Genomic DNA, 20091 nt, shown 5'->3' with positions numbered 1-20091 from the left:
GCCTACCCCACAAAAAATAGAATCCACACCATCAACAACAACCCCCAACCGCCATGGTCCTTCCTCGCCCACACCGGCCTGACCATCCGCCCACCACACCCACCGAACTTACGAAAAGATCAGGTAGGACCTGTTTCCATCGGCGTGTCCACTGGCACGTACGCCCGCCACTCTGTTCGGCCTGTTCACCGGATTCGGCACCCGCGCGCATAGGCGCCGCACCCACGCTGCGCATGGCACCAGGCAACAACCAGCCCCGACGCCGCATGGACCACGGCCCTGATCGCCCAATTCGAGGAGTGCGGCGGACTGTGACCCCACCGGATGCTGGTCGCCTCCAGGAGACCGTCACCACCCTGCAGGTTCACCCCGTGCTGGCCGTGCCGCATGGATGAGCCGGTACAGCTCGCTCGCCGGTCGGCCGCCTTCACGAAAGGTAATCTTATCGTTCAAACTACGGTTGGCTGACGGACGCGTGAAGTGCACCCCTGACGCGACCATGTGCGGAGGCTCCGGAGCCACGCCTCGACCAGAGCCCCCGCCCCCATCCACAGCCGACATCCCGGGATCCAGCGCGGTCACCGCGCTGCTCGGCCAGGCGCGGGTTGTCCAGCAGCTCGTTCGGATCGCTCAGCCCGCGGCCTGCAGGAAGACGATCACATCGTGATGGGCAGTTCGGCCGGGACCTCGGGCTTGGCCTTGGGATGGCTGTTGTGACTGATCTGGCGGCAGCGCGGTGCCGGCGTCGGCCCCATCGACGCGGACCTGCAGGAAGGTCAGGTCGAAGGGATCGAAGACCAGCTCGACCCTCCGGCCGACCAGTTGCCGGGTCGACCTGGTAGCGGTTGCCATGCAGGGAAACCGTGCTGAGGTCCGGCCGGAGCGTCCAGGTCAGCGGCGCGGGCACTCCTTCCACGCCAGGTGGTAGATCGTGCTGATGTCACCGTCGGTGGAGTCCATGGTCATGAAGCTGGTCTGGGCCGGGTCCGAGGTGCCCGCGTTCACGCGCAGTTCGGTGTTGATGTTGAAGTTCCGCTGCACACCGCAGGGCGCCCAGACCAGCTGCGCCCAGTCGGTCTGGTCGGTGGCCTGCCAGTTGTCCTCGTACGGGCCCTCGAACGAGTGGCTGCGGAAAGCGGTGCTCGGCGATCCCTGGAAGTAGTACGACGCCTTCTCCGTGCTGCTCGCACCCGGTTGCAGTGAGGCGTAGCCTCTGTAGTCGGCGCTCGCGATCGCGTAGGTGAAGCCCTGAGGGACGTGGACGATCAGGTTGAGCTGGCAGTTCTTGCGGAACGCCGTGGACGGTGAGTCGCCGCCGACCTGGGCGAGGTAGTCGCTGTAGGTCACCGTGAAGGCCGTGTTGTCCGAGGAGACCGCGACGGCGGCCGTGCCGGCGGGGCATCCCGAGCCGTTGACCGTCGCGACCTCGATCACGATTTTGTCCGGCGGCGGGTCGGTGATGACGGCCGGGCTCTGCTGGGCGGGGAGCGCGGAGGCGAACAGCGCTGCCACCGCGCCGCTCACGAGCAGTCCACCGGTCATGGGTTCTCCTATCCATTGCTGTCAGTGCCGGGCGGTTCGGGCACACGGGTGCCCGCCACCAGGTGGGGGGTGCGGTCTGTCGCCATCGGGGCGAAGGCCGTCACGGACCAAAGGCGCTGGACCGAGCTCTGGTTCGCCGGCGCGGCTGTCGTGTGGTCGAGGCGTGGCCGTGGCGTCATACAGGTGAAGCGCCGCATGGTTGAAGCGTCATGCACATGACATACTCGCGCCGAGGGCTCCCAGGCCATGAGCCCGGGAGTTGGTCGAAATGGTAGGAACCAACGACGAGAGCGACTAGAGCGATGTCCGGCCATTAACAGGGGCCGTGATGCGAAGCGCGCGGCTCAATCCAGCAACCGGAGCGCCGTGTCCGCGATGCCGAAGGACACGGACTGGCCCCATGTGAGGCTCAGCGCATCGCCCTCCATGCCGTCGCCGAAGACGACCAGCCGGTCCGACTCCACCGTCAGCCGCAGTCGCCGGCCCCGCGTCAAGGAGCCCGACACCTGCGCCGTGCCGGTCGACGGCGAAGGCCAGGCCTCCCGGACGAACCACACGAGCCGCGGATCGGTGGGCGCGGGAAGGGCGAGGGTGCTGCTCCGCTCCTGCCACAGGGACCGCAGCCAGCCCGTCGCGCCGGTGCCCGTGCCGATCAGCACGCCCGAGGACGCCTGAGCCTCGGCTCCGGCCCCCTTCGAGTCCGTGCTCAGCCGGTAGCGGGCCGTCTGGTGGCCGGGCCGCCCCAGATAGATCTCGTTGAGCGCGGGCAGCCGCTGGGTGTCGTCGGCGACGGCCTCCACCATGGTGAGCTCGTCCGCGGTACGGCCCGGCAGGACGGCCGAGCGCAGCAGCCGCCCCGCGTCCTCGACCCGGTGGCGCACGAGGACGCCCGGATTACGGCCGGGTTCCGTGTCGATGCCCACCACCGGCTGGCCCGAGAGGTACTTGGCGGTGTTGGCGACCAGCCCGTCCTGGCCCACCACGACCACCACGTCCTCGGGGCCGAAGAGGAACCGGTCCAGATCGCCGCGCTCGACCCGGGCCTGCCGCCACTGCAGCGGAACGGCGGCCGACACCTCGGCCAGGGCGGCAAGCGTCCTGTGGTGCCGCCGCGCCACCTCCGCGATGCTCCGGCCCCGCGACGACAGGAAGAAGTCGGCCTGTCCGTGAGTCCCGTGCCGGGCGAGCAACTCCTCGTACTCGGTGACCCGGTGGACCAGAACGGCACGTGGGGCCAGGCTCACGAGCGTGCTCCGCCGCCGGTCCCGCCCTGCCGGCCCTGCTTGCCCTGCCGGCCCTGGACGCTCTGCTCTCCTGTCCCGCCCAGCCTGGCCAGGAGGCCGGTCAGGACGTCGGGGGAGAGGGTGACGCTGTCGATGCGCGGCAGGTTCTCGGCGAACCTGGTGACGGCGAGTGCGTGCAGAGTTGCGGGGTCCACGTCGCCGTGCACCCGCAGCCAGGCGGACTGCGCTCCTGCCCGGGCCTCGCCGACCTCCTTGGCGGCTTCCGCCTCGGCCCGCGCCAGACGCACCGTGCGCTTCGCCTCCGCTTCGGCACGTACGGCGTCGGCTGCCGCGCTCTCCTCCGCCTGACGGCGCGCGTTGGTGCCGTTCTGTTCGACCAGCTGCTCTTCCCGCCTGGCGAGTTCGATCTTGCTGGCGAGTTCGTTCTCGGCGATGGCACGCTCACGCTCCACGGCGACGGCCCTGCGCTCGTACGTCGCGCGGTCCGCCTCCTGCTGGATCTGCTCACGCGCCGGTGTCCGCAGGGCGCGTTCGACCTCCGCCTCGGGGCGGATGGCGACGACCCGGACCGCGACCACCTCGATGCCGGTGGCGGGCAGCCGGGGCTCGGCGGCCAGCCCGTCCGTGATGCGCGCGCGGACGGCCGCGACACCGTCGGCGAGGGCGGCCGACAGCGGGGTACGGGCGAGGACGTCGAGCGCGTGCTGCTGCGCGGTCTCCGTGAGCAGGGTGGCGATCTGCTCGAGCGGCGCCGCGCGCCACGCCCCCGTGTCGGGGTCGATGGAGAAGTCCAGCCGCGCCGCGGCCGTCGCCGGTTCGCTGATCCGGTAGGTGACCGTTGCCTGGACCGCGACGTCCTGGAAGTCGGATGTACGGGCATGAAAGGCGACCGCCAACTCGCGGTCGTCGACCGGCACTTCGGACAGCGCGGCGGTCAGAGCGCGGAACCGGAAGCTCAGGCCGGGACCGTCGTGGACGAGCCGCCCGCGCCTGTGGTGGCGTACATGGGCGGTGGGCGCGGCGCGCAAATGGCGCCAACCGAACCGTGCGGTGATGTCTGCCATGACAGTCCCCCTCTTTTCGTCTCCTCGACGATATGACGCCTCAGCGTTATCGTCAATACGACGAAATGCGGTTGTGGCGAGGTGCGGGGAACGGCGACACGTTCCTGTCGTCACTTCAGCCGCTACGCTGAGCCGCGATGTTCACCGCCCAGGGCCCCACTCTCCGCGAACTCGCCGTGCAGGCGCTCTCCTCGATCGAGCGCGGCTACGACCTGCTCGCGCCCAAGTTCGACCGGACGCCGTTCCGTACTCCTGACCGGGTGTTGGACGCAGTGACGCAGGCCTTGCGGCCGCTCGGTCCCTTCTCGGCCGGACTCGACATCTGCTGCGGCACCGGGGCGGGCGTCGGCGTCCTGCGACAGCTGTGCGAGGAGCGCGTCACCGGCGTCGACTTCAGTGCCGGCATGCTTGCCGCCGCGGCTGCCGCGACACCCGCCGACGCGAACGGGCCGGCCGTCTCCTGGGTGCGGGCGGACGCGCGGTCTCTGCCCTTCGCGCCGGCCTTCGACCTGGCCGTCAGCTTCGGCGCGTTCGGCCACTTCCTGCCGCGCGAGCGCCCGTTGCTCTTCGCCGAGGTCAAAGGCGCCCTCCGGCCCGGAGGTGTGTTCTCGTTCCCGGTGCTCGCACCCCCGGGGCCGCGTTCCTGGCTGTACTGGGCGCTGCTGGGGTTCGACGTGACGATGCGGGTGCGCAACGCGGTGTGGCGACCGCAGTTCGTGATGTACTACCGCACCTTCCCGCTCTCCGGAGTGCTCGTCGACCTGGACCGGGCGGGATTCACCGTGGAACTGCGGCCGTTGCCCGAGCTGGGGTGCCTCGCGGACGGCAGCCCGCGCGCCCGTCTGCTGGTCGCGCGTAAACCCGAGGACGCGTGACGTGCGCCCGGCGCCTGCCTGACGGACGGCAGACGCCCCGGCGGTCTCGGAGTGGAACGCGCAATCGACGTCGGTCGGGCAGCAGTGCGCGTCAGGCGACCGTGTGGACGCGCTGCGAGGTCAGCTCGTAGCGCGCGCCGACAACGGCCAGCTTCCCGGCCGCGATCCTCGCCGCGAGGTCCGGCTCCCGCCTGAGATGGTCGGCCACCAGGCCCACGTTGCGGGTGATCGTGGAGTCGACGCGGGCCGGTCCGTGCTGGGAGTGGTCGATGGCGGGCCGAATCCGGTCCGCGATGTACTGGATGTGCGCCGGGAGTTCCTCGCCGGTCTCGTCCGCGCGCACGGCCGCGGTGACCGCGCCGCAAAACTGGTGCCCGAGCACCATGACCAGCGGGATGTCGAGGTCCAGAACGCCGTACGCGACGCTTCCGAGAACGGCCTCGTCGAGCACCTCGCCCGCGGACCGCACGGTCATCAGGTCCCCGAGGCCCTGGTCGAGGACCAGCTCCGGGGGTACCCGTGAGTCGATGCAGCCCAGTATGACGGCGAACGGGTGCTGCCCGGATATCAGGGTCTCGCGGATGGCGGCCGTCTCGTGCGGATGCCGCTGGCACAGGCTGCGCCAGCGGCGGTTGCCGGCGTCCAGCTCCCGCAGCGCCTGGGCGGGCGTTCCCGGACGGTGGCGGGGAACCGCGGGGCGGGGGGACGCCGATGCCGGCGCGGTACCGAGCGCCAGAGTGCCGGAGGCCAGGGCGCCGCCCGCGACCGCGGCGCGCAGCAGGGTACGGCGGCTGCCGCCGAGGGGCGTGTTCGTTCGGGGTCTCTGCTTCACGAATCGAACATAGATCGCTCCAGCGTCGGGATGTTCATGTCGCCGAGTCCTTTGCGGGTGCTTGAACAGGCTTTGCCTTGGCGCTGGTTGGGGTCACGTAGATGAACGCCGGGAGGCGGTGGCCGCGCAGCAGAGCCGCCGGCTCAGACCAGGGGCTTCACCGACATCAGCAGATGCCGATGGGAGTGCTCCGCCATCTCCTCCGCGGGGGACGCGCCGCTGAGCAGTGCCCGCTGGCCAGGCCCCAGCAGCTGGAACCGTACGGCCGTCGCATCGAAGGAGGACAGGGCGTCCACGAGATACGACGGGTTGAACGCCACCGTCATCTCGGGCACGCCGTCCAGGTCGGCGGGCAAGTACTGGGAGGCGACATCGTCCTCGTAGCCCGCCCGGAGGCGGATCGAGTCCGCCGAGAACGACAGCTGCAGCGGGCTGTCGCCCTCGGCCACGACCGCCACCCGCTTGACCGCGTCGAGCAACGGCAACCGTTCGGTGAGAGCGACCGCGCATTCCGGGAAAGCGAACAGCTTGTCATGACGCGGCAGTTGGCCGTCGAGAAGACGTGAGGTGATGCGCAGCCCCGCGTTCTCGAAGCCGATCGTGCTGCCGTCCAGCGCGATACGGACCATGCCGGACCGGTCCAGCGAACGCGCGATGTCGGTGAGCCGCCGGGCCGAGACCACAACATCGGCGGTCTCCTGCGGTGATCGGGGCTTCCAGCCCAGCGTGCGCACCGCGTACCGGTACCGGTCCGTCGCGGCGAGTGTCATCGTCCCGCCGTCGAAGCCGAGGCGGATGCCGGTCAGTACGGGCAGCGAGTCGTCGCGCCCGGCGGCCACCGCCACATGGCCGACGGCGGCGGCGAACACCTCGGCGTCCACCTCTCCGCGGAGCTCCGGCAGCGCGGGCAGAGCTGGATAGTCGTCACGCGGCAGCACCGACAGACCGAACCGGGCGCCGTCGCTGCTCATCGAGAAACGCGAACCGTCGACCGCGCACAGCACCGGCCCGCCCGGCAGCACCCGGCAGATGTCGAGCAGCCTGCGGCCCATGACGAGCACCCGCCCGGGCACCACGACGTCCGCCTCGACCTCGATGCGGGCGGACGCCTCGTAGTCCAGCCCCGAGATCCGCAGCAGACCGGCATCGGCCTCCAGCAGCAACCCGCTCAGCACCGGAACAGGGGACCGCGCGGGCAGTACACGAGCCGCCCAGGCGACGGCGTCGGCCAACGGGCCGCGCTCGATCCGGAACTCCATGCGAACCTCTTTCATCGACGGTTCGGTGACGCTATCGGCCTCCACTGACAACGGCCGGTGCGGCGGGTGGCAAGATCTCCGGTTCAGGGGAACGGTCAGCGGCGTGCGCCGGATGTCCGGCGTGAGCAGGAGCGGGGTGTTCGGCGTGAACGGGCGGGCGGCATGAAGGGCAGCAGCAGCGGCATCCGGCTTCGGATGTCGGAGCATTGGGGCGTGGACAGCAGCGGCCGTTCAGGCTTCGAACGCGGCCGTGTGCTCGCCGCGCTCGCAGTCCTCGTCGCTTCCCTGCTCGCCTTCCATTCCGCCGTGCCCAACACCGTCGGCCGGATCGGCAGTCTCCTGGAGACCTTTCTGCCGTGGCTCGCGCCGGCCGTGCCCGTGCTGCTGGTCGCCGCGCTGCTGCGGCGCTCCGTCACAGCACTGGTCGCCGTGCTGCTGCCGGCCGCCGTGTGGCTCGGCCTCTTCGGCGCGCTGCTGCTCCCTCCCTCCGGCGGGCCGGGCGACCTTGTCGTGGTGCAGCACAACGTCAATGACACGAACCCCGACCCCGTCGGCACGGCACGGGCCCTGGCACGTGTGAGCCCGGATCTCGTCGCGCTGGAGGAGCTGACGCCCTCCGCCCTGCCCGCGTACCGGAAGACGCTGGAGGCCGATCTTCCGCACCACGCGGTCGTGGGTACGGTGGGGCTGTGGTCGCGTCATCCGCTGGAGGACGTCCGGGCGTTGGACATCAAGCCGCGCGGGATCGGTCCCGGCTGGAATCGAGGGCTGCGCGCCACCGTGGTGACCCCCGGAGCGACGCTCGCCGTCCATGTGGCCCACCTGCCGTCGGTGCGCCTCGGTCTCCGGCACGGTTTCAGCTCGGACCGGCGCGACGAGAGCGCCCGACTCCTCGGTGCCGCGCTCGAAGCGGAGAAGCAGGACCGGGTGATCCTGCTGGGTGACCTCAACAGCACCGTGGACGACCGGGGCCTCGATGCGGTCCGTGCCCACGTGGACGTCGAGGCACCGGGGTTCGTCTTCAGCTGGCCCGCCTCGTTCCCCGTTGCCCGGATCGATCAGATCATGGCCCGGTCGGCGTCGGTGACCCATCTCCGGGCACTGCCCCCGACGGGCAGCGACCATCTGCCGATCGTCGCCCGTATTACCCTGTGAGATCGCGCGCCGCCGAGCCGGTCGGCGTCAACTCTCCGCGCGGGGTGCCGGAGGACTCTCCGCCCGGGGTGCTGCCGACGGCCCGTACACCGCCGCGGCAAGCGCGGCCCCCAGAGCGCCGCCGACGAGCTGGGCGGTGACGAAGCCGGGCAGTGAGTCCGGCGCGATCCCGGTGAGGGAGTCGGTGAACGACCTTCCCACCGTCGCCGCCGGATTTGCGAAGGAACCGGATGAGGTGAACCAGATGGCGGCCGCGATGTATCCGGCGACCGCCGCCGGGGCGAGCTGTGCCCGGCCGATGCGTTGCAGTCCGAGGATCAGCAGCACCAGGCCCGCCGTGGCCACCGTTTCTCCCAGCAGGAGATGGTCGTCCGAACGCAGTTGCGTCGACCGGACGCCCGCGGGCCTGCCGAACATCGCCTCCGCCAGCAGGGCGCCCGCGACCGCTCCCGCGAGCTGGGCGGCGATGTAGACAACGATCCCACGGCCGGCCGGTCTGTCCGGGCTGCGGCGCCCGGCCCACCACACGCAGAGGGTGACCACCGGGTTGAGATGGGCGCCCGAGACCGGGCCGAGCAGTGCGATCAGCAGGCCGAGGCCGATTGCGGACGCCAGGGAGTTCGCCAGCAGCTGTACGCCGCTGTCCTGACTGAGCGTGCCGGCCTGGATGCCGGAACCGACCACGACGGCCACGAGGGCTGCGGTCCCGACCAGTTCGGCCAGCGCCCGGCGTGGCAGTGCCGGTGATCCACCCATCGACGTTCCTCCCCTGTTCTCCATGGAGTGGAATATAGCTTCCGGCAAGCGGAAATAGAGGGAGGGGTCTCCCGTCCGCGTCCGCGGCCGGTGAACGTCCGCCCGGCCGCGCCCGTACTCCCTGGCAGCGATCGAGCCCGAAGGAGGTCCGCAGCCGATGACCGGACGCCACCGTGCCCCCGTTGCCGTCACCGCCGCCGCACTGGCCGGCGCCGTACCGCTCGCCCTCCTGGCCGGCGCCGGCGCCGCTCGGGCCCACGGGGCGCCCACCGATCCGGTCAGCCGCGCCGCCGTCTGCGGGCTCGACGGCGCGCAGCGCGCGTCGGCGGCATGCAGGGCCGCCGTCGCCGCCAACGGGGGAGCGGCGATGGGTGCGTGGGACAACCTGCGGTTGCCCGGCGTCGGCGGCAGGGACCGCGAGGCCGTACCGGACGGGCAGTTGTGCAGCGCGGGGCTCGGCGCGTACCGGGGACTGGACGTCGCACGGGCCGACTGGCCGGCCACCCCGCTGCGTGCAGGCGGCGAATTCACGCTCACCTACCGCTCCACCATCCCGCACAAAGGGACGTTCAGCCTGTATGTGACCGAGCGGGGGTACGATCCGGCCGCGCCGCTGCGGTGGGCCGATCTCGCCGACCGCCCCTTCGCCACCGCCACCGACCCGGCGCTCGAGGGCGGGGCGTACCGGATCAGCGGACGCCTGCCGGAGGGCCTGACGGGGCGTCATGTGCTGTACACGGTATGGCGGAACACGGACACCCCCGACACGTACTACGCATGCTCCGACGTCGTTCTGACCCCCGGGGAAGACCGGCAGCAGGCCGGTGAACCTGTCGGTCCGCCTCCGGGCGAGGAAACCGGCCCGCAGCCCGGCGGCCAGGAGGAGCCCGGTGAGATCACCCGGCCCGCCGAACCCGGCCCTGCCGAACCCACCTCTGCGGCCGGCGCGGCCGCACCCGCCGGTACCGGGGCCGCCGTTCCCTCCGCGGGCCAGGCGGTTCCGGCGTCCTCCGACCGCACCATCGGCGAGCGCCCCGCCGTCCTGGTCGGCGCCGGCGCCGCCGCGCTTGCCCTCGTGTCCGTCTGCGGCTCCGTGGCGCTCAGGCGCCGGGCGCGCCTCTGAGCGTTCCGGAGGGGCCCGCGTCGGCAGGCGTCACGAAGTGGGCCGGCCCAGACGTGCACTCAGAGCCGGGCGCGCCCGCGAACAGCCCAATTCACGGTAACGAACCGGTGTCCGTCCCACGATGGGAGCAACCCCCGCGGCCCGTCGGCCATCTCCTCTCCATGCAACGGGCTGTGGGGAAGCAGTCCGCCCGCACCACAGCGCATGGAGTGAGATGACAACGGTCCATACTTCGGTCGTCGTACCGTGTTTCAACGAGAGCGAGGTGATCGAGGCCTTCCACAAGGAACTCGTCGGCGCTCTCGAACCGACCGGCACAGCCTTCGAGATCTGCTACGTCGACGACGGCAGCAGCGACCGGACGAGGGCGCACCTGGGGCAACTCGCGGCAGCCGACCCCCGGGTCCGCTACACGTCCTTCAGCCGCAACTTCGGCAAGGAATCCGCGATGCTGGCAGGCCTTCGCATGTCGGCCGGGGACGTGGTCGTCCTCATGGACGCCGACCTGCAGCACCCGCCCCACCTGGTCCCACGCATGCTGGAACTGCACCGCCACGGCTACGACCAGGTCGTCGCGCAGCGGGACCGCACCGGAGAAGGCGCCGTACGGACCGCGCTCAGCCAGGCCTACTACCGCCTCGTGCGCCGCTTCATGGACGTCGAAGTCATCGACGGGGCGGGGGATTTCCGGCTCCTGTCCCGCCGGGCCGTCAATGCCCTGCTGGCCCTCCCGGAGTCCAACCGCTTCTCCAAGGGACTCTTCTCCTGGATCGGTTTCGACACCGTCACCTTCACCTACACCAACGTGCAGCGAGCCGCCGGCAGCTCCAAGTGGGGCGGCCGGCGGCTGCTCAACTACGGCATCGACGGGCTGCTCTCCTTCAACAGCCGCCCGCTGCGCATGGCGATCCACACCGGGCTGTGGCTCTTCCTGTCCGCGCTCGCCTACGCCTTGTGGATCATTGCCAACGTCGTCCTCGACGGTGTCGAAACCCCCGGCTACGCGACGCTGATCACCGCCATCGTCGGCCTCGGCGGCATCCAGCTCGCCACGCTCGGAGTCATCGGCGAGTACGTGGGCCGGATCTACCACGAGGCCAAGCGCCGGCCCCACTACGTGATCCGTGAGACCGACGAAACGGCTACCGCCACGCCGCAGGAGCTCGTCAGGGAAGCCGTGTCGAGTAAGTGACCTTGTCCAGGCGGTAGTAGTCGGCGACGCACTGCGCCGGCCACACCCTGCGGCCCTGCTGGCTGAACGGCTCGAGCATCCTCGCCACCGGGAGCGGCGTATACGGGAGCTCCCTCGCTCCCCGCGCCGCTCCCTCGTGCAGTGAGCGGTCCTGGCGGTCCCACCGCTCGGCCCGCACCTGCATGTCGTGCCCCAGGCCGGCGAGCGGAGCCACCAGGCCAAGGACGGTCACGGCGCACATCGCGGCGGCCGCTGCCGTGGCCGCTCCCGTACGCCGCCCGCGCACGCGCAGAGCCCGTCCGACGAACGCCCCGCCGGCCACCAGCAGCAGGACGTACAGCAGCAGATAGTCGTTCCACGTCCGCTCGGTGGTGACCACCTTCGCGCCGAAGACCGGGTAGGTGATGACGGTGCACAGATAGCCGGAGACGAGGAACGCCCCGGCGCCGAGGGCGCCCAGTAGCACCGGCCTCGGGGGCAGCAGCGCCGCCGTGCGCCCCGCACGGCCGCGCGCCACCAGCCCCAGCAGCACTCCCGCCGCGACCGCGCCCAGGTACTGCCACGTGGTGAACACCGTCTGGAGGATGTGCGCGTAGCCGCGCAGGGAACCCACCAGGGACTCCGGGGCGAACATGGAGGTGCTCTGGGCCCCGTACCGCTCGCGCCGGTTCAGCGAGCCGGGGGACGTCATCAGAACGAGCGTGCCGACGGCGACACCCGCCATGCCCGCCAGCGACCAGACGCGCACGAAGCCCCGTGCGTGGGCGGCGAAGACGCGGTGTGCGAAGAGCACCACACCCGCCAGCACCACGAGGGCGACGACGGAGGCCTCTTCGGAAAGTGTGCCCATGAAGGCGCCGGCGGCCGCGACGGTCACCACGGCGGCGATCCGGCCGCGCCGGCCGTGCGCGCGCAGCAGGGGCAGCGCCGCCGCGCAGGCGAGCACCGGCGCGAGGGTGTGGGAGACGGAGGCGGCGGGCCAGTAGAACGTCTTGTACGTGTTGGGCGTGGCGAACAGGAAGACGGCGGTGACCATGGACGCCACCAGCAGCGGCACGCCCGCGGGTACCCGGGTGCCGGTGCGGCGCAGCACCATGACGGTCGAAGCCCACAGCAGCCCCAGCACGAGCACGCCGCTGACCAGGCCGAACCACTGGTGTCCGGCCACGGGGAACTTCGCGTAGAGCCCGACGAGCAGGCCGTTGCCCACGCGGCCGTTGTCGGTGAAGTAGAACTTGCCGACCAGGCCGGAGATGCCGTCCTCCCGGACGACGGGCAGGAAGCACCACTCGTCGGCGCTGGGCCGCACATGGCGGCCGAACCACGACGCCAGACCGAGCAGCCCCAACGGCAGCAGGGCCAGAGCCATGGGCCACGGGGTCCGCCGCCGCACGACGGGGCCGGAGCCGCCTCCTCGCTCCGGTGCGGGTCTGTCGCCCGGCTCTCGTGCGACGTTGACGCTCGATGCGTCGACGGACATACCACCACTGCCTTTCGGAAAAACATGGAATCGACAGCGAAGAGGTGAATCCCCGGTGCCGCGTTCCATCTTCCTCCCGGCAAGATCGCCGGGCCGCCATCGGCAAGCCGTGGAGTGCAGCCGGCTCTCGGCGTGGTGACGGCCGAGCCCCGGGCAGCTCACGGCGGGACAATGGTCGGGTACGGACGCACCTGCCGTTGCCGAGAGGCGGGACTGTGATGCGTTATGTGACGGTGACTGCCCTGAGCCATCCCGGGCTGGTCCGGGATCACAACGAGGACAGCCTGGTGGTCGGCCCGTGGACGCTGTGCGCCACCGTGACCGAGAATCCGCAGACGCTTGTCTTCCCGCTCGGCACTCCGCTCGTCATCGCGGTCGCCGACGGCATCGGAGGGCAGCCGGGCGGCGAAGTGGCCAGTGCGCTCGTCGTCCGGCAGCTGGCGTCGTTCGGCTCTTCCCTGGACAGCGAGGAAGCCGTCCGTGACGTGCTGGACGCCTGCAACCACGCCGTCTACGCGGCGGCCGACCGCGATCCCGCGCTGACCACGATGGGCACCACGGTCGCGGGTGCCGTCGTGCTGGAGGAGTCGCTGCTGGTGTTCAACGTGGGTGACAGCAGAGTGCTCGACGCGTCCGGGGACGGTCTGCGCCGGCTGAGCGTGGACGACAGCCCTCCGCTGCTGCCGGGACAGCGCGTCACCTCACTGGTCACACAGGCGCTCGGCGGTGGTCTGCGGTTCAGTGCCGTCACACCGCACGTCACAACGGTGCCGCTCTCCGCAGTCGACCGCTGTCTGGTGTGCACGGACGGCCTGACCGACCCCGTGCCCGAGGACACGCTCGGCGACCTGCTGCGGGCCCACGACGGTGGCAGGGCAGCCTTCGAAATGTGGAAGGCCGCCATCGAGGCAGGCGGCCCCGACAACATCACCCTTGCGTTGATCGCCGTCGGCCCGTAGCGCTGCCCGCCGGGAGCCGTCAGGCGTCCTCCCTCAGCAGGCCGTGGCCAGGGCGTCGTCGTCCGCGCTCGTCGTCACCGTCCGGGCCGGGTGGTGCCTCTCCGCTCACGGGGTGGTGGCCTCCTTCACCGCTGTGGGCTGTTCGGCAGGTGATACGGCTGCGTGCTCGGCCAGCACCCCCGTACGGTGCCGCTGGACGAACCAGTAGTAGGCGAAGCCGCCCACCGCGATCACGCCGACGAACAGGACCGCGCCCCAGCGCAGGTACCAGTGGTACGGGGCGGCCGCGTTGTAGACGGCGGAGCGCGGCCAGATGAGGTTGACGGTCATCGCGCCGCCCCACAGCACCGCCACCATGTTGACGGGGAGCCCCCAGCGGCCCAGGGAGAACTTCCCTTGCACGGGCTGCCACCTGCCCCGCAGCCGCGAAACCTGGACCCCGGTTGCGCCACATGTGCTTCGCCTCGAGATACGTGGCGTCGCGGGCCGCGGTCCGTACGCCGCCGATGAACAGATCAGGCACCCATCCCTCCCAGCCGCTCGGTCAGCCAGGCGTGGAAGATGCCGAGGTGGTGCTCGGTGGGCACCAGTACACCGCCCGACCGGTAGGCGCGGGACGCCATCGCAGGCTGCGTGCGTTCGCAGGCCTCGAAGTCCTGGGTGTTGACGCGATGGAACAGTTCCACGGACTTCGACACGTCCGCACGGGAGCCGATCACCTCCGGCGCGTACAGCCAGTCGCACTCGACGACCGTGCGGTCCTCGGCGAGCGGGAACATCCGGTGCAGGATGACGTGGTCGGGCACAAGATTGATGAAGACCGTCGGCTTGACGGTGATGGCGTAGTAGCGGCGGTCCTGTTCCTCCGCGATCTCGGGCAGCCTGGCGAAACCCTCGCTGCCGTCGACGGTGAATCCCCTCACCTCCTCACCGAACTCGGCGCCGTGTCCCACGTAGTACTGGGCCGCGTATCCGTCCGCGAACTCAGGCAGCACCTCGGTGAGTTCGGGGTGGATCGTCGCGCAGTGGTAGCACTCCATGAAGTTCTCGACGATCAGCTTCCAGTTCGCCTTCACGTCGTAGGTGATGCGCCTGCCGAGCGCGAGATTCTCCGTGCGGTAGCGCTCGATCGACGCGCTGTCGCCGAGCCGCTCCACGGCAGCGCCGACGACGGTCTCCTCGAAGGACGGCGGCTCGTCGGCGAGGCACACCCAGGCGTAGCCCAGCCATTCGCGCAGCGCCACCGCCACCAGCCCGTACTCGGCGCGGTCGACGTCGGGCATCTTCACCAGATTGGGCGCGGCGATCAGTCTGCCGTCGAGGTCGTACGTCCAGGCGTGATAGGAACACTGCAGGGAACGCCGCACCTCGCCCGACTGCTCCAGGCACAGCCGGGCGCCGCGGTGCCGGCAGATGTTGAGAAAGGCCCGCAGCTCACCGGACCGGTTACGGCTGACGATGACGCTCTCGCGGCCGACCTGCACGGTGCGGAACGCGCCCGGCCCCTCGAGGTCGGAGCTGCGGACGGCGCAGAACCACATCGACTCGAACAGCCCCTCCTGCTCCTGCCGGAAGATCTCCGGGTCGGTGTAGTAGTGGCCCGGCAGCGTGGCGATGAGGCTCGGGGAGACGGGGGTTGTCGTCACGGCGGACTCCTCAGGCGGGCGCGGCGGACAGCCGGCGAGGGTCGAAAAGCTCGATGGGGTGCTCGGTGGTGCCGTTCAGCGACAGGTCGGCGACGATCTCGCCGACGACGGGCACGAACTTGAAGCCGTGCCCGGAGAACCCGCAGGCGACGGTCACCGACTCGGGATGCTCCGGGTGGGGTGCGATCACGAAGTGCTCGTCGGGCGTGTTGGAGTACATGCAGGTGGCGGCCTTCAGGAAACGGCCGGGCAGGGACGGGATGTGCCGTGAGACCTGGTCCGCCATGGCGGCGACCTCGTCCTGGTGCACGGTCCGCTCGATGGTCTCCGGTGTGCAGAGGGTTCCCTTGCGGAAGAAGGCGACCTTCGCTCCCCGATCGGGCCCGTCGATCGAGGGGAAGCCGTAGATCTGCACGTCGTTCGCGTCCTCCCAGATGTAGATGGGATGGTTCTCGGGAAGGAACGGCTCCGTGCCGCCGTCGGGCTGGAACCAGTACATGACCTGCCGTTCGATGGTGAACGGCACGCCCAGATCGGTGAGGAGCTGCGGCGCCCACGCGCCCGGGCAGATCACCAGCCGGCCGGCGGTGTACGTGTTCTCCGCGGTGTGGACGCGCACCCCGTCGCGGTACGGCTCCCAGCGGAGCATCGGCTCCTCGAAGTGCAGGTCCGCGCCGGCCCGCGTGGCGAGCTGGAGGTGGGCGGCGACGGTGTTCTCGGGCCGGACGAAACCGGCCCGCGCCTCGTACAGGGCGACCTCGTCGTCCTCGGGCGTCAGGGTGGGGAAGCGGCGGCGGATCTCCTGGGCGTCGAGCATTTCGTGCGGCAGGTCCCACTGCCGGGCCGAACGCAGCGAGCCGGACACCGTGCGGGACTCCGGGCGCCCGGCCATCACACCGCCGCACAGCGTCGCGATGTCGCGGCCGGTGTCGCGCTCCAAAGCCTCGTACAGCTCGTACGAGCGCAGAAGCAGCGGCACGTAGGCGGGGTCCTCGAAGTAGGACTGCCGGGTGATGCGTGAACCGCCGTGGCTGGAGCCGCGGTTGTGGACCGGACCGAACTTCTCCAGGCCCAGCACCCGCGCCCCGCGTGCGGACAGATGGTGGGCGGCGGCGCTGCCCATTCCGCCCAGGCCGACGACGACCACGTCATAGGTGGGTGACACAGCTCTTGACCTTCCTAGCGGCGGATACGGCTCATCTCCGGGTCGAACAGAGGCTCTTCGGCAACGGTGGCCGGGACCTTCTCGCCGAAGTAGTCGACATGCACGGCCGTGCCCGCCGCCAGCGGCGGCAGCCACGCGTAGACGACGCAGCGGCCCAGGGTGTAGCCGTAGGACGCGCTGGTGACGTACCCGGCCGGCACCCCGTCGACGAACACCGGCTCCTTGCCCAGGACGACGGCCGCCGGGTCGTCGAGGAGCAGCGCGGTCAGTCTGCGGCAGGGATCACCGGCCTTCTCCAGGGCGTCGCGCCCCACGAAGTCGCCCTTGTCCATGCGGACGGCGAACCCGACGCCCGCCTCGTACGGGGTGTGCTCGTCGGTCATGTCGTGACCCCAGGAGCGGTAGCCCTTCTCGAGCCGCAGGCTGTTGAACGCGGACCGGCCGGCGGCGATCACGCCGTACTCCTGTCCGGCCTCCCACAGGGTGTCCCAGAGCCGCAGCCCCAGGTCGGCGCTGGTGTACAGCTCCCAGCCGAGCTCACCGACGTAGCTCAGCCGCATCGCCGTGACCGGCACATGGCCGAGGTGGGTCTGCCTGGCCCGGAAGTAGCCGAAGCCCTTGTGGGAGAAGTCGTCCCGGGTCAGCGGCTGCACCAGGTCGCGGGCCAGCGGCCCCCAGACGCCGATGCAGCAGGTGCCGGATGTGATGTCGCGGATCTGTACGTCGTCCGGCGCGTGCCGCAGCAGCCAGTCCTCGTCGGCACGCGAGTTGGCGCCGATCTGGAACCGGTCGGCGGCGAGCCGCGCCACCGTCAGGTCGGAACGGATGCCGCCGCTCTCGTCGAGGAGCAGCGTGTAGGTCACCGCGCCGGGCTTCTTGGCCAGGTTGTTGCTGGTCATGCGCTGCAGGAAGGCGAGCGCACCCGGTCCGGTGACCTCCAGCCGGCGCAGCGGCGTCATGTCGTACAGGGCGACCTTCTCGCGGGTGGCCTTCGCCTCCGCGGCGGCGACCGGCGACCAGTAGCGGGCCGACCAGGCGTCCCGTGAGGGCAGTTCGATGCCCTCTGCGAGCGGGGCGTTCGCCTCGTACCAGTGCGGACGCTCCCAGCCGCCGCCCTCCAGGAAGTACGCCCCGAGCTCCTGCTGGCGTGCGTGGAAGGGACTGACCCGCAGCGGCCGGGGCTGCTCCATCGGCTGAAGCGGGTGCAGCACGTCGTAGACCTCGACGAACTGCTGGGCGCCGCGCTCCGCCACATAGGCGGGGGAGCGCTGGGCGTCCTCGAAGCGGGTGAGGTCGCACTCGTGGACGTCCGTCGACGGCCGCCCGTCGACCATCCACTCGGCGACCGCCTTCGCCACCCCCGCCGAATGCGTGACCCAGACGGCCTCGGCGAGCCAGAAGCCGCGCAGGGAGCGGGCTTCGCCGAGGACCGGCATCCCGTCGGGCGTGAAGGAGAAGACGCCGTTGAAACCACTCTCCACCTCGGTGCCGGCGAGCGCCGGCATCAGCCAGGCGCAGTCCACCCAGCTCGGGTCGAAGTCCTCCCGTGTGAACGGGTACGAGGAGGGCATGACCGGTGCCGCGTCGTACGCGGGGACGGCGAAGGGGTCGATGGGCAGTGGCCGGTGGGCGTAGCTGCCGATGCCGATGCGGTCGGTGTGCTCGCGGAAGTACAGATCACGGTCCTGGAACCGCAGGATCGGCCGGGAGGCCTCCGTACGAGGGTCGTTCGCGCCGGCCAGTTCCGGCAGCGGCCCGGTCTTCGCGTACTGGTGGGCGAGCGGGAGCAGCGGCACCTCGACGCCGGCCATGCGGCCGACGACCGGACCCCAGAAACCGGCCGCGGAGACGACGTGGTCGGCGGGGAAGGTGCCGCGGTCGGAGACAACGGCCGTCACGCGGCCGTGCTCCCGCTCGATGCCGGTGACGGTGTGCCGCTCGAGGAAGCGGGCGCCGCGCCGCTTCGCGCGCTCCGTCTGGGCACGGCAGGCGAGGACGGCGCTGGCCAGCCCGTCGTCGGGAGTGAAGAATCCGCCGAGCACCTTGCTCTCGTCGAGCAGCGGCCACAGCTCCTTGCAGCGGGCGGAGGAGACGATCTCGCCGCGGATGCCCCAGGAGGCGGCGAACCCCGCCCGGCGGCGCAGATCGGCCAGCCGCTCCTGCGTGGTGGCGAGCTCCAGACCCCCGACGGCGTTGAAGCACGGCAGCCCGTCGACCTCGAGAGAGCCGAACTTCTCCACGGTGTACGAGGCGAACTCGCTGAGCGTCTTGGACGGGCTGGTCCGGAAGACGAGGCCGGGGGCGTGGGACGTGGAACCGCCGGGGGCGGGCAGCGGGCCCTGCTCGAGGACGGTGACGTCGGTCCAACCGCGGGCGGTCAGCTCGTCGGCGAGCGAGCAGCCGACGATGCCGGCGCCGATGATCACGACGCGGGGTCCGGATGCTGGGCGGCTGCTCGTCACATGACCACCACCGAACGCAGCACCTCGCCGCGGTGCATCTTCGCGAAGGCGCTCTCGACCTGCTCCAAGGAGATCGTTTCGGAGACGAAGGAGTTGAGGTCGAGAAGGCCGTGGAGGTACTGGTCGACGAGGATCGGGAAGTCGCGGCTCGGCAGGCAGTCGCCGTACCAGGACGACTTCAGGGCACCGCCGCGCGAGAACAGGTCGATCAGCGGGAGGTCGATCCTCATGTCGGGATCGGGTACCCCGACCTGGACGAGCACACCGGCGTGGTCGCGCATGTAGAAGGCCTGCCGGTACGTCTCCGGGCGGCCGACGGCGTCGATCGCGATGTCCACCCCGAATCCGTCGGTCAGGGCGCGCACGGCCTCGACGGGGTCGGTGCCGCGGGAGTTGACGGTGTGCGTCGCTCCGAACTTCTCGGCCTGGTTCAGCTTCTTGTCGTCGATGTCGAGGGCGATGACCTTTCGGGCCCCGTTCAGACAGGCGCCTGCGACGGCCGCGTTGCCGACGCCACCGCAGCCGATCACGGCGACCGTGTCCCCGTTGCCGACGTTCCCGGTGTTCACCGCCGCGCCGTAGCCGGCCATCACGCCGCAGCCGATGAGCCCCGCGGCCTCCGGCCGGGCGGCCGGGTCGATCTTCACCGCCTGGCCGGCGGCGACCAGCGTCTTCTCGGCGAACGCGCCGATGCCCAGCGCGGGCGACAGCGGCGTGCCGTCGAGAAGCGTCATCGGCCGGGTCGCGTTGCGCGAGTCGAAGCAGTACCAGGGGCGACCCCGGCGACATGAACGGCAGGTGCCACAGGGGGCGCGCCAGGCGATGACCACGTAGTCGCCGGGGGCCAGGTCGACGACTCCGTCGCCCACGGCCTCGACGGTGCCGGCCGCCTCGTGGCCGAGCAGGAACGGGAAGTCGTCGTTGATCGCTCCCTCCCGGTAGTGCAGATCCGTGTGGCAGACCCCGCAGGCCTGCACCGCCACGAGCACCTCGCCGGGACCCGGATCGGGCACGAGGATGGTCTGTACCTCGACGGGTGCGCCCTTCTTGACTGCAACGACGGCACGGACCTCATGTGACACGACGAGACTCCTCTGCTGTTGCGCAATGCCCGATGGGTTGCACGATGAGAAACATCGTGAGGATGCGGCAAGTCGCCGTCAAGGGTGCGGCGCCAACGGTCGGCAAAACCGAGAGCGGCACACAATGCGCCCGGCATACAACGAGGCGGGGCCGGGTGCATGGTAGACGCCGTCGAGGGTGAGGAACTGGGTGAGGGTGAGCTTTGCCATGAAACATCCCCTTCTTGCTTTTCATCACGTTTCACAACGCTTCCT

At 70.7% G+C, this 20091-nt stretch carries 17 protein-coding genes and 1 pseudogene; 5 read left to right on the top strand and 13 right to left on the bottom strand.

What is annotated here, in order from left to right:
* Positions 1–630: 630 nt before the first annotated feature.
* From ABZ070_RS24510 to ABZ070_RS24495, 4 genes are all read right to left on the bottom strand, one after another.
* Positions 631–852, bottom strand: coding sequence for a hypothetical protein (locus ABZ070_RS24510; RefSeq protein ID WP_356637317.1), 222 nt, complete (start codon positions 850–852; stop codon positions 631–633).
* Between the two features lie 39 nt (positions 853–891).
* Positions 892–1542, bottom strand: coding sequence for a DUF4360 domain-containing protein (locus ABZ070_RS24505; protein ID WP_356637315.1), 651 nt, complete (start codon positions 1540–1542; stop codon positions 892–894).
* Positions 1543–1886: 344 nt separating this feature from the next.
* Positions 1887–2786 (bottom strand): hypothetical protein, encoded by a 900-nt coding sequence (locus ABZ070_RS24500; protein ID WP_356637313.1) that lies wholly within the window; start codon positions 2784–2786, stop codon positions 1887–1889.
* The gene (locus ABZ070_RS24495; RefSeq protein ID WP_356637311.1) at positions 2783–3850 is read right to left on the bottom strand and encodes an SPFH domain-containing protein; all 1068 of its coding nucleotides are present in this window, start codon (positions 3848–3850) and stop codon (positions 2783–2785) included. The genes ABZ070_RS24500 and ABZ070_RS24495 overlap by 4 nt, the downstream gene beginning before the upstream one ends.
* 137 nt (positions 3851–3987) lie before the next feature.
* Here ABZ070_RS24495 and ABZ070_RS24490 point away from each other — a divergent pair, with 137 nt between their 5' ends.
* On the top strand, positions 3988–4725 hold the full coding sequence (locus ABZ070_RS24490; RefSeq protein WP_356637309.1) for a class I SAM-dependent methyltransferase: 738 nt from the start codon (positions 3988–3990) through the stop codon (positions 4723–4725).
* Between the two features lie 91 nt (positions 4726–4816).
* Here ABZ070_RS24490 and ABZ070_RS24485 read toward each other — a convergent pair whose 3' ends face one another.
* Together ABZ070_RS24485 and dnaN are read right to left on the bottom strand one after the other, a co-directional pair.
* On the bottom strand, positions 4817–5557 hold the full coding sequence (locus ABZ070_RS24485) for a carbonic anhydrase (protein WP_356637307.1): 741 nt from the start codon (positions 5555–5557) through the stop codon (positions 4817–4819).
* Positions 5558–5700: 143 nt separating this feature from the next.
* Positions 5701–6816: a DNA polymerase III subunit beta gene (gene dnaN / locus ABZ070_RS24480; protein ID WP_356637305.1), complete on the bottom strand. Its 1116-nt coding sequence runs from the start codon at positions 6814–6816 to the stop codon at positions 5701–5703.
* A gap of 213 nt (positions 6817–7029) precedes the next feature.
* Between dnaN and ABZ070_RS24475 the strand changes: the two genes are divergently transcribed.
* Complete coding sequence (locus ABZ070_RS24475) at positions 7030–7971, top strand: endonuclease/exonuclease/phosphatase family protein (protein WP_356637303.1); 942 nt, start codon at positions 7030–7032, stop codon at positions 7969–7971.
* A gap of 27 nt (positions 7972–7998) precedes the next feature.
* On the opposite strand, the gene ABZ070_RS24470 is transcribed toward ABZ070_RS24475, so the two are convergent.
* Positions 7999–8751, bottom strand: a complete 753-nt coding sequence (locus tag ABZ070_RS24470; protein WP_356637301.1) for an aquaporin — start codon at positions 8749–8751, stop codon at positions 7999–8001.
* A gap of 133 nt (positions 8752–8884) precedes the next feature.
* Here ABZ070_RS24470 and ABZ070_RS24465 point away from each other — a divergent pair, with 133 nt between their 5' ends.
* Together ABZ070_RS24465 and ABZ070_RS24460 are read left to right on the top strand one after the other, a co-directional pair.
* On the top strand, positions 8885–9850 hold the full coding sequence (locus tag ABZ070_RS24465) for a lytic polysaccharide monooxygenase (protein ID WP_356637299.1): 966 nt from the start codon (positions 8885–8887) through the stop codon (positions 9848–9850).
* Between the two features lie 214 nt (positions 9851–10064).
* A complete protein-coding gene (locus ABZ070_RS24460; RefSeq protein WP_356637297.1) occupies positions 10065–11042 on the top strand; it encodes a glycosyltransferase family 2 protein in 978 nt (325 codons plus the stop codon).
* On the opposite strand, the gene ABZ070_RS24455 is transcribed toward ABZ070_RS24460, so the two are convergent.
* The gene (locus tag ABZ070_RS24455) at positions 11017–12522 is read right to left on the bottom strand and encodes a DUF6056 family protein (RefSeq protein ID WP_356637295.1); all 1506 of its coding nucleotides are present in this window, start codon (positions 12520–12522) and stop codon (positions 11017–11019) included. The two genes, ABZ070_RS24460 and ABZ070_RS24455, sit on opposite strands and share 26 nt — an antisense overlap.
* 218 nt (positions 12523–12740) lie before the next feature.
* Here ABZ070_RS24455 and ABZ070_RS24450 point away from each other — a divergent pair, with 218 nt between their 5' ends.
* Entirely contained in the window at positions 12741–13481 is a 741-nt protein-coding gene (locus ABZ070_RS24450; protein WP_356637293.1) for a protein phosphatase 2C domain-containing protein, read from the top strand.
* Positions 13482–13586: 105 nt separating this feature from the next.
* Here the strand turns inward: ABZ070_RS24450 and ABZ070_RS24445 are convergent.
* The 5 genes and pseudogenes from ABZ070_RS24445 to ABZ070_RS24425 all read right to left on the bottom strand — a co-directional run.
* Positions 13587–13913 (bottom strand): annotated as a pseudogene (locus ABZ070_RS24445) (amino acid permease); the annotation flags it as partial.
* Between the two features lie 83 nt (positions 13914–13996).
* Positions 13997–15127, bottom strand: coding sequence for an aromatic ring-hydroxylating dioxygenase subunit alpha (locus ABZ070_RS24440; protein ID WP_356637291.1), 1131 nt, complete (start codon positions 15125–15127; stop codon positions 13997–13999).
* A 10-nt stretch (positions 15128–15137) separates the two neighbouring features.
* Complete coding sequence (solA, locus tag ABZ070_RS24435) at positions 15138–16292, bottom strand: N-methyl-L-tryptophan oxidase (RefSeq protein WP_356637289.1); 1155 nt, start codon at positions 16290–16292, stop codon at positions 15138–15140.
* 14 nt (positions 16293–16306) lie between these two features.
* Positions 16307–18754 carry an FAD-dependent oxidoreductase gene (locus tag ABZ070_RS24430; RefSeq protein ID WP_356637287.1) on the bottom strand — a complete coding sequence of 816 codons (2448 nt, stop codon included), beginning with the start codon at positions 18752–18754 and terminating at the stop codon, positions 16307–16309.
* A complete protein-coding gene (locus tag ABZ070_RS24425; protein WP_356637285.1) occupies positions 18751–19836 on the bottom strand; it encodes an S-(hydroxymethyl)mycothiol dehydrogenase in 1086 nt (361 codons plus the stop codon). The genes ABZ070_RS24430 and ABZ070_RS24425 overlap by 4 nt, the downstream gene beginning before the upstream one ends.
* Between the last annotated feature and the right edge of the window lie 255 nt (positions 19837–20091).

This window comes from Streptomyces sp. NPDC006283, from assembly GCF_040613325.1.
In the GTDB taxonomy this organism is placed as follows: Bacteria; Actinomycetota; Actinomycetes; order Streptomycetales; family Streptomycetaceae; genus Streptomyces.
Note: the sequence above shows the minus strand (reverse complement) of the source record. Positions and strands in the feature narration are given on the sequence as shown.